Here is a 12,875-nt window from a genome sequence, read left to right as displayed (position 1 = left end):
TCAGGCATCTCTCATGTGCTTGGCGGCAGGAAGTGCAGACGGGGATGTTTCTGTCTGTGTCCTGTCTTCGGAAACCCGGGGTTCGGGTTTCTTGCGCCAGGGCTGTCCCTTGAACCAGGACACAATGTAGGCCGTTGCGATCAGAATTGCGAAGCCAAGCAGGTTGAACAGGGCTGTGTTCAGGCCGGTACGTCCCATTTCCTTGAGCGCAAGACCCAGGAACCAAGATGCGACCAGCCCCATCAGGAAGACGGCAAGGGATTGCTGTCCGACCTTGCGAATAATGTTGAAGAACTGTCCTGTTCTGCCCTGCATCAGGCGGTGCCCGTAAACCTCGAAGGCTGCCCAGGCGAGGTAGGCTGTTGCCAGGAAGTGTATAAAACGGAACAGGCCAAAGTGGGTCTTGTTGATCCAGACCGGGACCAGTTCGCTCTGCCAGAAGGCCTTGATTTCAGGGAAGGCCTTGTGGAAGAGATGGAAGTCGAGAGGAATGATGGCAACAACAATTGCTGCACAAAGCCAGACAAGGCGCTTGTCCAGGGCAGGAACCTTCAGCCAGCCCAGTCCGAAGGCAAAGCCGGTAAAGAACACAAGCTGCCAGCCCAGCGGATTGAAATACCAGATCCGGTCAGACCAGGGTTCCGCGGGGAATTCAACCAGACGGTACTGTGCAAGAAGCCACAGCCCGACAACAAAGGCCAGCACAGCGAGCAGGTGAATGCGTGCAAAGAACATCACAGCCGGGATCAGGGCCAGAATCACAATGTACATCGGGAGGATATCAAAGAGATTTGGCACATAGGTCAGGGTGAAAAGGCCGACCAGCTGCGGCATGGGATCATTGAAGAAATGATGCAGGTTCAGTTGCTTGACGTAATCGAATGTCCCGTCCGTATGGAGATTCAAAAAGGCCAGTCCCCCCGCAATGACGAGGAAGACTGCAATCTGGGCCCAGTAAACCTGCCAGACGCGATGTGAAATGCGGGCGGTTCCCATCCACCAGCCATGATTTTTGAAAACAGAGGCAAAGGCAAAGCTGGAAGCCATGCCCGAACAGAACACAAAGGTTTCTGTCGCATCGGAGAAACCGAAGCGGGCAGGGATCCAGAGCGTCCAGCTGTTTCCTGGCAGGTGGGCGATAAAGATGATGAACATCGACAGCCCGCGGAAGATATCCAGTCGGGGGTCTCTGGGGCGTCGTCCTGCTGCGGACTGTGCAGCAGGTGCCGATGTTGTTTGGGAACCAGTCATTTTTTTAAGTCGTCGCTTTTTAAAGTATTGTTTTTGAACCTTTTAGAGGTTTTGGAGGTTCAAAAGCCTTTTACTCGCCGGCCATCAGATTTTGTTGTGACAATTCACGGACAAATGCTGTGCGTTTGCGGGCGTAGCTGTCTTCGGCCCCGCGCAGTTTTGTGCGGTCTGTCAGTATCTCCCCAACTTCGTGGAGAGCGCCGGCGCGGATACCCGCTTCAATTGTAACACGTTCAAAGACATCGCGCTGCGCATGGCTTCCGCCCACTGTTTGCATCAGGTTGCGTGCAGAGGCAAGCTGTTTGAAAGCGAGGCTGTGGTTGCCTTCCGAGAAAGCCATCAGCCCCTGTGCGGCAGCCAGACCGGGAGCTTTGGCAATGTAGTCCATATCACCGTTCAAGTTTGCAGCCTGCTGTTCCATCTGGCTGATCAGGCGGCGGGCGGCTTCGTCACGATCCCCGCCAAGCAGGGACAGCATGTAGTGGAGGTCTGCGAAAACCACGCAGTTGTCATCTGTCCGGCCTTCGGACAGGTTCGCCAGCTCTTCCCAGCGGTTGCCGACATCAACGCCTTCAAGCTCGAGGCGCATGAGCATGGATGCTCCATTGGAGATGTCGCGGTAATCGTCGGTATGGTCCAGACGTACCTTGCGGTCATAGAGGTCCAGAACAGTGTCGTATTTGCCGCGATCAAGGTGGAACAGGGCAAGGTGCCACCAGACGTGATAGCCGAAGTTGTTGCAGTGTTCCCAGGATGACGCACGATTGCCAAGCCACTGGACACCTGTGTCAGCGCGTCCTGTCATGTCGTAGACGTGCGCGACAGAGTGAAGGCCCCAGGCGTCGTCCGGGGCCATTTCGACGCCCTTGTGACCGAAGCGCTCGGCCCGGGCATAGTCGCCGGTTTCCTCCAGCGCGAAGGAATAGCAGCCGGAGATGTAACCGGCGTAGGGATGATCTTCGCTATAGGCAGAGATAATGGCTTCAATGGAGCTGCGCATGCCGTGGTTGTCACCCAGCATGAAGCGGATACCGTGGCTGATCTTTGCTGCGAGGGCATCATAGGGGTGTTTGCGCAGAACCTTTTCGATTTCCTCGATGGCGACAGACGGCTTTCCTGCGAGCCAGACATCAAGAGCCGAAAGATAGAGTGCTTCTGTTGCATTCATGTCGCCGGCTTCACGGGCGAGATGGGCTTTCCCTGCGCAGTCACGGGCTGTTTCAATCAGTTCCTTGCGCCCCAGCATCAGACACATCAGACCCTTGACGGCGTGCCCCATTCCGAATTCGGGCTCTGCTTCCAGGACAGCCCCCAGATGAACCGGTGTTTCACTTGAATGAGCCAGAAAGGCTTTGATCATTGCGTCCCAGCTTGCACACGTCTGACCATTTTTCAGGGAAACTTCATAACCGTTGGCTGTCATCATACCCATTTCTGGAATTCCTATCGCTTTTCGTTTTTTCGCTGTCGCATTCGCAGGAAGGCAGCAAAAATCCGATGTTTTTTCCAACCCGTCCGATTAAACTATCTATCTGACATCCCTGTCAGTGTCGCATCACGTATGTTCACGATCATTTGAGAGACTTTTCAGACATTCTCATACGGGAATATGACAAACTCTTGACCTGAATCATGGTGTTAGCGTGCTCTAGCACAACTCTTACGAAAGATCATGAAGCTTTTTTCAAATAATTTTAGGGAAAAGACATGTCAATTCCTGCTTTGCAGACATCAGACGGTCCGAAGGGGCGGCATGTTCACAAAAACGGCCTGATACTGGCTTTTCTGATCACTTTTTTGTTGTTGTGGCAAGTTTGGGACAAAGGGAATGACCGACTGCTTGCAGCAACCGCTGTGGGTTTGTTTGCAGGATTCTCTCTCTATCACGCATCCTTTGGTTTTACTTCTGCGTGGCGTCGATTCCACAGTGAGGCAAGGGGGGCGGGGCTGCGCTGGCAGATCCTTTTGATCCTTCTTGTTGCGCTTGTGTCCTATCCCCTGATCAGCCCGGACGGGCTTTGGGGGGTGAAGGCTGGCGGTTTTGTGTTTCCCTTCGGAGTGGCTGCGGCCCTTGGAGCCTTTGTCTTTGGCATCGGAATGCAGTTCGGCGGGGGATGCGCTTCCGGGACACTCTTTACAGCTGGCGGAGGTTCGGTGCGTATGATGATCACGCTGGTTTTCTTTGTCGCGGGATCACTGCTGGCCACAGCTCATTCCGAAATCTGGGGGAACTGGCCCCGTCTGCCTGCTGTCTCGCTGGTTCGGGAATTCGGTGCAGTTGGTGCCTATGGCATCCTGCTTGCCTTGCTGGGCGGTGTTTTCCTCTTTTCCCGCTGGTGGGAAAAAAGAAGGCATGGGGTGCTGGAACAGGACAGCACGACGCCAACGCTTGTCCGGGGGCCGTGGCCGAAGAGCTGGGGTGTTGTCGCACTGGCTGTTGTCAGTCTTGCAACCCTGCTGATTTTGTCCCGGCCGTGGGGCATTACATCGGGCTTTGCCCTGTGGGGTGCCAAGATCGCCGCGGGTCTTGGTGTCGAGGTTCAGAACTGGGCCTACTGGAAAGGGCAAAGGGGCGCGCTGGAAAACTCGCTTTTTACACATTCGACCTCTGTGATGAATTTCGGGATCATGGCAGGAGCTCTCTTTGCGGCTTCCCTTGCAGGGAAGTTTGCCCCGACGCTGAGAATTGCACCGCGCGAGATCCTGACAGCCGTACTGGGCGGTTTGCTGATGGGCTATGGCGCACGTCTGGCTTATGGCTGTAACATTGGCGCTTATCTGGGCGGGCTTGTCTCTGGCAGTTTGCACGGCTGGGGATGGCTGCTTTTCGGTTTTCTGGGCAGTGTGACCGGAGATCGCCTGAAAAGAGGCCTGCTGCAGGCCTAGAAAAAGGCCGCAGTCCAATGGAATGATGCGGCCTTTTCTGTTAGGATGTTGAAAACCCTAAAACTTTCCGTCGTAAGCCTTGCGACCAATGCGGCAGGCCAGCAGGGTGAAACAGTCGCGTTTCAGAGCTGCATCGGCTTCTGCCTTGAGGGTTTCCTCGTCATCAATCCAGACACCGTGACCGCCCAGGGCTTCGGCAATGGCCGGGAAGTTGCTGCCTGTAAAATCAACGCCGCTGTTCTGGCGGTTTGAGTTGCGCTGTTTCAGCTCGATCAGGGCGAGGCTCTCGTCAACGAGAACGCAGACAACAACAGGCAGTTTGTATTCCCGCAGTGTCGCCAGTTCTCCCAGTCCCATTTCCAGCCCGGCATCTCCGACGAAGGCCAGAACAGGAACATCCCGACCCGTTTCCTCCAGTGCCATTTTGTAGCCGGAGGCAAGGGGCACGGCACAGCTCATCGTGCACAGGGCCGAGGATTGCAGGAAGCTGCGCGGACTGGTGCTTTCCCACATCTGGCTGACCAGAATGCGGTGCGCCCCGCTGTCCGCTGTGACGATGGTGTTTTCCGGCAGGCATTTGTGCAGCGTGTCAAAAACCTGTTCCGGTCCAAAGGCGGAGCTGTCTTTGGAAACAGAAAAGGCTTCCTTCAGGGCAGAACGAACCTCGGCAGGACGATTGCTGTTCCAGCGTTCCTTCCCGGGTTCCAGGCCTTCTGTCAAAAGGGGAAGGGTGTCCCGGACCGTGCCGAGCAGGGTGTGGCTGGCATAGTGCATGGTGTGATAGCGGGCTGCCGGTGTGATGTCGATAACAGGAACATCCTGCGCCCAGGGATCGCGCCATCCGGTCCGCATTTCAATGGGATCATACCCCAGCAGCACAAGGCAGTCCGCCTCTGCAATCAGGGGCATGAGGTGCTTGTCAGCCTTCGGGGAAAGCCCGGCGCCGCCCAGAGCCAGCGGGTGGCTTTCATCCAGAAGTCCCTTGCCTTTGTAGGAGGTTACAAGGGGGATGTTGAAGCGGGTGCAGAAGTCCGTGATCTCCTGACCTGCGCCTTCGTTGACGGCATCGACACCGGCAACAGCCAGCGGGTGCTTTGCCTTCAGGAGAGCCTCGCGTGCCGATTGCAGGGCCGGTCCCGTCGCAGGAGTCACAGGCGCAATCATGGGCTGAAGGGGCCAGTATGCTTCGGGGGAGGTTTTTTCCGAAACGGAAATGGGCAGATCGATGTGAACCGGTCCGGGCTGCCCGTCCAGTGCAAGACGGATGGCCTTGTCCATGATCCGCCCCACAGCGCCTTTGGCGACGCGGAAGCTGCCTTTGACAATCGGGGCAAGCAGGGCACGGTGATCAAAAACCTGGTGGGTGTAGCTGTGTTCCTCGATTTCATCAACACAGCCGGTAAAGAAGATCATGGGCACGCGATCCTGCATGGCGTTGGCCACGACATTGATGGCGTTGGCAGCACCCGGGCCAATGGTGGCAACCAGCACGGGGAGCCTGCCGGTGGCATGCCAGTGTCCTTCAGCCATGAAGCCTGCTGCGTTCTCGTGGCGTGTCAGCTTGAAGTCAATGCCGTTCTGCAAAAAGCCGTCCAGAAGTCCGAGAACTTCGCCGCCCGGCATGCCAAAGGCATGTGTGGCGCCGGCTTCAACCAGCTTTTCGGCAATAATGTCTGCACCGCGTTTCTCAGTCATGATGTAAACCAATCGTCCCTTTTTCTGCCAGTTCGGCAATTTCATCGTCGCTTTTGTTCAGAACAGTGCGAAGCACTTCTGCACTGTGTTCCCCCAGCTCGGGAGGAGCTTTTCTGTAGGTGACAGCGGTGTCGCTGTAGTTGATGGGGTTTCCTATCAGATCCACGCTGCCCTGTGCAGAGGCTGCATGGGCCAGGGTGATTTTCATGCCGCGCTCTGTTGTGTTCGGATCGGCAAAGACCTGGGCAATATCATTGACAGGACCACAGGGAACGGCATTGGCAGACAGGAGATCAATCCATTCCTGTGCCGTTCTGGTCCCGGTGACTTCAGCAACCAGTGGAACGAGGGCGTCGCGATTGCGGACACGGTTGGCATTGGTGGCATAGTCCGGATTGTCAGCCAGTTCCTCGCATCCGGCAAGGGAGCAGAACTTGCGGAACTGATTGTCATTGCCCACAGCCAGAATGAAATGCTGGTCGCTGGCAGGGAAGGTCTCGTAGGGGACAATGGTTGGATGGCCGTTCCCGAGCGGTTGCGGTGTCTGTTCGGAAACGAGGTGGGCGACACCCTGGTTGACCAGCCATGCAATCTGACTGTCGAGCAGGGCGATATCAATGTGTTGTCCCCGGCCTGTGTGCTGGCGCGCATGAAGCGCGGCCAGAATGGCGCTGGAGGCGTACATGCCGCACATGACATCGGCAATGCCAACGCCAACCTTGGTCGGAGCGCCGCCCCGTTCTGCAGGTTCTCCGGTTATGCTCATGATCCCGCCCATTCCCTGAATCAGGAAATCGTAACCGGCCTGATCGGCGTAGGGACCTGTTTGCCCGAAACCGGTGATCGAGCAGTAAATCAGTGATGGATTGACGGTTTTGAGTGTGTCGTAATCCAGCCCGTATTTCGCAAGGCCGCCAACCTTGAAGTTTTCAACCAGAATGTCGCACTTTTCTGCCAGTTCGCGAACGATGCCCTGTCCTTCTGTCGAGGTGATATCCAGCGCAAGGGAGGACTTGTTGCGATTGGCCGAGAGATAGTAGGCGCTTTCGCGGGTGTCCCTGCCTTCCCTGTCCTGAACAAAGGGAGGACCCCAGCCCCGTGTATCATCGCCCTGGACCGGACGCTCGATCTTGATGATGTCCGCGCCCATGTCGCCGAGAAGTTGTGTGCAGGTTGGTCCGGCCAGAATGCGTGAGAGGTCAAGAACACGCAGTCCTGTCAAAGGACCGTTGGTGAATTCCCTGGTCATTGGTGTGTCGCTGTTCCTTTTCTGTAAGGCACCGGCTAGTGCCAACCCTTTGCTTCTGACAGTTTTTGCCAGGCCCGTTCAACCCATTCCGTGCGAATGGAGTGTCCGCCGGAATGGAGGCAAACTTCGAAGAGGTCGCTCGGAGCCCTGTCCGTCCAGATCTGGCAGGTCAGTCTTCCGTCCTCGGCCAGATTTTCATCGCTGGCTTCAAACTGCCCCTGTTTTTGCCAGACAGCAAGGCTTTCCCACATGTCGCCCTGTTTCCATTGCAGTCCAATCGGGCGTCCGGCGATGGGGACAACAGTATCACTGGTGCCGTGAACATGAACCATGTTGGGGACCGGAGAGGGACATCGCTCGGGGAGCGGTTCCCAGAATGCGCCGGCCACAGGGGCAAATCCGGCAAAGTCTTCGCCGCTGAAACAGGCAAGATTCCAGACCATGGACCCGCCCATGGAAAAGCCGGTGGCCATGATTCTGTCGGGTGCAATGTTGAAGCGCTCAATCGCGTCTTCGCGCACGGCACGAATAAAGTCGAACTCGTTTCTGTGCTGTCTGGGAGAACCCGGATAGGACCAGGTCTTGCCCTCGCCATTGGGGGCGATCAGGGCGACACCCAGACGCCGGGCCAGACGAACAAGACTTTTGTTGCGCATCACGGCAGAGGACTGCCCCTGCCAGCCATGAAAGAACATGATGGCGGCAACGGGCTCTTCACTGGCCGGGGTGTGGTTTTCCGGCAGGGTGATGTTGTAGAAGCCGTTTGAGACCATGCAGGGTTCGGTTTCGCCGCAGCTTTCCCCGGTTCGGGATTGCGCCTGTGCTGCCTGCAAAGGCAGGGACAGAAGAAAAAGCAGGCTGATCCAAAAACGGGTTGTGAGGCCGCTGAAGGCAGCCGTCGGGGGGGTCCGTTTTTTTCGTCTGCTGCTGATGGGGGCCGGCAAGGCAGAAAGGCTGGTCATAAATCGTGATCCGTCGAAGGAATGTCCGTTTTAAAACCTGAAAGGGGCCATTTCAGGACAACTTCTTATATCGTCAAAAAAGCATTTGGACCAATGACAGCATGCCAACAGAAGGCACACAAAAACGTGAGGAGTTTTTTATAAGTTTTCCCCGGAAGTCGGACCTATATTGATTTCAGGTTCTTGTGAACGCCCGTTTTGCGGGTGGGATTTCTTTAGCGATTAAAACTGTGACCTTGGAGATTTCAAATGCGTAAACTCGCTTTTGCTTCTGTTCTGGGCTTCGGCCTTCTGTCTTCCGGCTTTGCGTTTGCTGGTGAGCAATACATCGACAATACCGGCTTTGCTGTAAGCGGCTATGATGTTGTGTCCTACTTTGACCTTGAAGACAAACAGGCTCCTGTCGGGTCTCCGCAGCCTGCGCCAGAGCGCGGCAGCTTCAAGTATGTTGCAGAATACAACGGTGCGAACTGGGCTTTTGCTTCCGAGGAAAACCTGAAGAGGTTCAAGGCAAACCCGGCCCAATACGTTCCGGCTTATGACGGTCACTGTGCCTATGGCGCATCCCTGAACGGCAAGGTGCCTGCGAACCCGCTTCTGTGGCGCATTGTTGACGGCACTCTCTATCTGAACATCACACCGAACGTTGTCGGTTTCTGGGAGAGCGATATCCCGGGCAATATCGACAAGGCCGAGCACAACTGGAAGTCACTGGAAGCGGTAGATTCCCCGAACAAGGCTGTTCCTGACTTTGATTCAACCCAGGCACCGGTCCAGGGATAATCCTGTCCTGATTGCTGTCCCCTCCAGGGGATGAAAAAGGCTCCCGGTCTTCGGACGGGGAGCCTTTTTGCATGGTGCGATGTCAAATCCTAGAGAAGGTCTCTTTCCTCGAGAACCTTTCGGGCCACGCGGAAACACTCCAGTGACTGGGGAACGCCACAATAGATGCCGATAACATGAATAATGGCCTGGATTTCGTCTTTGGTAACACCGTTGTTCAGAGCGCCGCGGCAGTGGATCTCCCACTCGTGCATTTTGCCGAGTGCCCCGATCATGGAGAGGTTCATCATAGAGCGCGTTTTGGGATCAATGGTGTCATCTCCCCAGCCAAAACCCCAGCACCACGCTGTCATGGCTTCCTGGAAGGGACGAGTGAAGTCGTCTGCTGCGGCCAGATTCTTCTCGACGTATTCGGCGCCCAGAGTGGCCTTGCGCTGTTCGAGACCCTTTTCAAAGAGGTCCTTGTCCATGAGTTTTCTCCCTGTTGATGGTTCTGCTGATTATCCCAGCTTGATGGCGATATTCTTGGTTTGAACGTAGTTCCAGAGTGCCTCGCGGCCCTTTTCCCGGCCATAGCCTGACTGTCCATAACCACCGAAAGGTGTTTCGACGCCACCGGCATACCATTCGTTGACATAGATCTGCCCTGCGCGAATACGCTGAGCCGCCTGCGTTGCGCGCTGCAGGTCTCTTGTGAAAATGCCGCCGACCAGACCAAAGGGAGTGCCGTTCGAAATCGCGATGGCTTCCTCGTCACTGCGGAATTTCAGGACTGACAGAACAGGGCCAAAGACCTCTTCGCGGGCAATGGTCATGTCCGGTGTTACATTGCCGAGAACTGTCGGCTCGAGAAAGGCTCCGGGGAGATTGAGCTTGCGCCCGCCGGCTACGAGGTTTGCACCTTCGGAAAGAGCCTGCTGGACCATTCCTTCCGCACGGTCCCGCTGGCCTTCACTGACCATTGCGCCCATGTTGGCACCAAACTCTGTGCGTTCGATGCCCGGCCCGACAGAGAGTGATCTTGCAATGCCGCTGATGCGTTCAAGCAGTTCATCGTGGATGGACTCGTGGGCAATCACACGGGACATGGCAGAGCAAACCTGTCCGGCGTTGAAGTAAATTCCCCAGCGAACATCGCGCTCAAAGGCATCCAGATCGGCGTCTTCATGAACGATGGCAGCAGATTTTCCGCCCAGCTCCAGAATGCAGGGCACAACGTTTTGTGCTGCTGCGGAGGCAATGGCGATGCCTGTTTGAACGGAACCTGTAAAGACAATCTGGTCAACACCGGGATGGGCCGAGAGGGCTGCTCCGGCTTCATGGCCCAGACCACAGAGAATGTTGACTGCTCCTTTGGGCAGGCCGACGGCTTCAGCGGCATGGGCGTACCACGCATTGGTCAGGGGAGTCATTTCCGGTGTTTTGATCACAACGGTATTGCCGGTTGCCAGTGCGGCTGAAAGGGAACGGGCTGTCATTTCCATGGGGTAGTTCCACGGAATGATCTGGGCGGAAACCCCGCGCGGCTCGTGAACGGTGAAATCAAAGTAGCTGTCACCCAGTGGAATGGATCGCCCTTCAACCGTTTCAGCCTGGTTGCCGTAGTATTCCATGTAGCGCGCACAACCGCTGATTTCCAGCTCTGCTTCCCAGAGAGGCTTGCCCTGTTCCAAGGTCAGAACGCGGGCGATCTCGTCCCTGTGTTCCAGCAGGTATTCGCCCATTTTACGGACCATTCTGCCCCGCTCGACAGGGCGAAGACCTGAAAGCTCACCCGACAGATGAACGCGTTTTGCAGCCTGGACGGCACGATCGACATCCGCTGCATTTGCAAGGGCCTGCTCGGCCAGTTTTTCGCCGGTGCCGGGATTGATCACGTCGATGCGGCCAGAGCCGCCATCGACCCATTCTCCGTCAATATAGTTTTGCCAGTAGGGTTTTGTCTCTGTCATTTGATCGTCTCTTTGAGCGGGATTTTTCGGGTGTGTTCTTTTTGAACTGATGAAGCCGTTAATGCTCCGCGCCTTCCTTCATCCACTCCTGAAGCTTTGCGATGGAATGTTCCGACAGAACACCGCAGGCAGGATCGAGGACGAGGGGGCCCGGTTTGTAGCCTTTTGACTGTAAGCCTCTGTGAACGCTTTCGACAAGAGTGATATCCTCTGCAACGGTTGTTTGTCTGTCCTGGATGGCAAGGTCGCGAATGACGTCGCTTTCATGACCCTGTTCGGTGTACCAGCCTCGCCAGACCGTACAGCTGTCCACGGAATGGGGACGCCAGTGATAGGTGTTGAGAATGTTGCCCGGATAACACTGGAAGGAGAAGGTCGGCCACAGGAACCAGGATTGATAGTCCCCGGCGCGCGGATTGCTTTCCAGATCAATGGGGTAGGTCATTTTTTCAAGGCTTTGGCATTCTGTTACATGGCGCAGCACGTAACCGCCGTTTGCGTCGGGCTGGATGTCATAGGTTTCGGGTTTGATGACACCTGTTGCAAAGGTCGGATGGTTTGTCGGGCAGTGATAACACTCCGAATAGTTTTCGATTGAAACCTTCCAGTTGCAGTGCTCCGGTATCTCGACCCATTCCAGGGGGGCGAGGTCCGTAACATGAGGGACAAATTCCCGGATTTCATCGCGCACACCGGGGAACCATTCATCCATGGATGGTGTGTTGTCATCCAGATTGACAAAGATAAAGCCGAGAAAATCCTCGGTTCTGACCTCTGTCAGGCAAATTTCGGATTTGTCGAACCCGGGAACCTTCTTCAGGTTCGGCCCGGCGCGAAGCTGGCCGGTCAGTTCGTAGGCCCAGGAATGGTACGGACAAACCACGACCTTCTTGTTGCCGCTTCCATTCACCAGTTCGTGGGCCCTGTGCTGGCAGACGTTGTAGAAGGTGCGGATGACCTGATCGCGCCCCCTGATGCAAAAGAGGTTCTGACCTGCGATCTCGAAGGCAAAGTAGTCCCCGATGTTGGGAATCTGGGAAACATGTCCGGCAAACTGCCAGGTTCTTGACAGCAAACCGTTTCGTTCCTGCTCGAAAACAGCCGGATCCGTATAGTAATGGGCAGCCAGACTGCGGGTCAGAGGTGTGGTCATGACGTGTTGTCCTCCTGATAGATCCCGTGTTGAAAACGGCGTTTGTGGAATTTTTCTACCCGCTCGACAATTTCATCTGTTGCAGAGGCAATGACAAAGGAAAGCAGGGTTTCCAGCACAGCAATAACCGCCGTGGATGACGGGAAGAACTGTGGTGTGTCGACAGAAACGACAAAGGGGTGGTCGGCCATTCTGACGATGGGAGAGGCCAGGGAGTCTGACAGGGCGACAACGGTCATACCCTGTTCTCTGGCGACCCTGACAGCTTCCACCACTTCGGTGCGATAGGGCTTGCAGGTGATGGCAATCAGGACGTCGCGCCGGTCGGCCCAGGCAATGTCGTCGATGGGAACGGAGCCCGGTCGGGGAATGGTGTGAAACTGAACCATGCCGGTGCGCGCCAGATAGGTGAAGTTCTGTGCGTTTGCGCTGTTTACTCCAACGCCGAGAGTATAGACATCCCGCGAATTCCAGATGGCTTCTGCTGCGGCCCTGAGCTGTGGCTCGTCAATCCCGGCAAAGGTTTCCTCCAGATTGCGCAGGGTGTTGGACACCATATCGGCATAGAGGTCACCCATGGCTCCCTGCTTGCGGATACCCTGAAGCCATCTGGCCCGGTCGGGGAAGGAGGCGTTGCCCCGGCGTATGGCGTCGCGGAAGGGTTCGCGGAAATCGTCATAGCCTTCAAAGCCCACCTGCCGTGCCATGCGGACAAAGGTGTTGGGTTTGACTTTGGCGGCCTCTGCAATTTCACGCACTGTTGAAACGCCAACGTCCTGGGGGTTTTCCAGAACGTAGCGGGCGGCTTTTTGCGCTTCCGGAGAGAGGGCATCCCATTCTTCGGACAAGCGGCTTAAAACGGATTCTGATACATTTGTGTCATTCATGATTGACGACGGTACAAATATACTCTTAGTCTGTCCATAAAAATGTGACACCGTTCA

The 12,875-nt window shown here is 55.9% G+C and carries 11 protein-coding genes; 2 read left to right on the top strand and 9 right to left on the bottom strand.

Annotated elements, in window-relative coordinates; all coding sequences use genetic code 11:
- Together AAAH10_RS00410 and AAAH10_RS00405 are read right to left on the bottom strand one after the other, a co-directional pair.
- Positions 1 to 1,251 carry an OpgC family protein gene (locus AAAH10_RS00410; protein WP_343559357.1) on the bottom strand — a complete coding sequence of 417 codons (1,251 nt, stop codon included), beginning with the start codon at positions 1,249 to 1,251 and terminating at the stop codon, positions 1 to 3.
- Positions 1,252 to 1,321: 70 nt separating this feature from the next.
- Positions 1,322 to 2,683 (bottom strand): tetratricopeptide repeat protein, encoded by a 1,362-nt coding sequence (locus AAAH10_RS00405; RefSeq protein ID WP_343559355.1) that lies wholly within the window; start codon positions 2,681 to 2,683, stop codon positions 1,322 to 1,324.
- 422 nt (positions 2,684 to 3,105) lie between these two features.
- On the opposite strand from AAAH10_RS00405, the gene AAAH10_RS00400 reads away from it, so the two are divergent.
- A complete protein-coding gene (locus AAAH10_RS00400; RefSeq protein ID WP_343559353.1) occupies positions 3,106 to 4,137 on the top strand; it encodes a YeeE/YedE family protein in 1,032 nt (343 codons plus the stop codon).
- Between the two features lie 57 nt (positions 4,138 to 4,194).
- On the opposite strand, the gene AAAH10_RS00395 is transcribed toward AAAH10_RS00400, so the two are convergent.
- The 3 genes from AAAH10_RS00395 to AAAH10_RS00385 are packed head-to-tail and all read right to left on the bottom strand — an operon-like array spanning position 4,195 to position 8,043.
- Positions 4,195 to 5,832, bottom strand: coding sequence for a thiamine pyrophosphate-binding protein (locus AAAH10_RS00395; RefSeq protein WP_343559352.1), 1,638 nt, complete (start codon positions 5,830 to 5,832; stop codon positions 4,195 to 4,197).
- A complete protein-coding gene (locus AAAH10_RS00390) occupies positions 5,825 to 7,081 on the bottom strand; it encodes a CaiB/BaiF CoA transferase family protein (protein WP_343559351.1) in 1,257 nt (418 codons plus the stop codon). The genes AAAH10_RS00395 and AAAH10_RS00390 overlap by 8 nt, the downstream gene beginning before the upstream one ends.
- Before the next feature lie 35 nt (positions 7,082 to 7,116).
- Positions 7,117 to 8,043 (bottom strand): CE1 family esterase, encoded by a 927-nt coding sequence (locus AAAH10_RS00385; protein ID WP_343559348.1) that lies wholly within the window; start codon positions 8,041 to 8,043, stop codon positions 7,117 to 7,119.
- Between the two features lie 249 nt (positions 8,044 to 8,292).
- Between AAAH10_RS00385 and AAAH10_RS00380 the strand changes: the two genes are divergently transcribed.
- A complete protein-coding gene (locus tag AAAH10_RS00380) occupies positions 8,293 to 8,826 on the top strand; it encodes a YHS domain-containing (seleno)protein (protein WP_343559345.1) in 534 nt (177 codons plus the stop codon).
- A gap of 89 nt (positions 8,827 to 8,915) precedes the next feature.
- Here the strand turns inward: AAAH10_RS00380 and AAAH10_RS00375 are convergent, their stop codons facing one another.
- The 4 genes from AAAH10_RS00375 to AAAH10_RS00360 are packed head-to-tail and all read right to left on the bottom strand — an operon-like array spanning position 8,916 to position 12,779.
- Complete coding sequence (locus AAAH10_RS00375; RefSeq protein ID WP_343559342.1) at positions 8,916 to 9,296, bottom strand: carboxymuconolactone decarboxylase family protein; 381 nt, start codon at positions 9,294 to 9,296, stop codon at positions 8,916 to 8,918.
- A 30-nt stretch (positions 9,297 to 9,326) separates the two neighbouring features.
- Complete coding sequence (locus AAAH10_RS00370; RefSeq protein WP_343559339.1) at positions 9,327 to 10,778, bottom strand: aldehyde dehydrogenase family protein; 1,452 nt, start codon at positions 10,776 to 10,778, stop codon at positions 9,327 to 9,329.
- Between the two features lie 58 nt (positions 10,779 to 10,836).
- On the bottom strand, positions 10,837 to 11,931 hold the full coding sequence (locus AAAH10_RS00365; protein WP_343559337.1) for an aromatic ring-hydroxylating oxygenase subunit alpha: 1,095 nt from the start codon (positions 11,929 to 11,931) through the stop codon (positions 10,837 to 10,839).
- Complete coding sequence (locus AAAH10_RS00360) at positions 11,928 to 12,779, bottom strand: MurR/RpiR family transcriptional regulator (protein WP_343559335.1); 852 nt, start codon at positions 12,777 to 12,779, stop codon at positions 11,928 to 11,930. Before AAAH10_RS00360 ends, AAAH10_RS00365 begins: the two co-directional genes overlap by 4 nt.
- Positions 12,780 to 12,875 lie beyond the last annotated feature (96 nt).

Source organism: Carbonatibacter coralli (assembly GCF_039592655.1).
GTDB classification, from domain to species: Bacteria; Pseudomonadota; Alphaproteobacteria; order Kiloniellales; family Kiloniellaceae; genus Carbonatibacter; species Carbonatibacter coralli.
The sequence above is the reverse complement of the archived record's forward strand: the minus strand, read 5'-3'. Positions and strand labels throughout refer to the sequence as shown.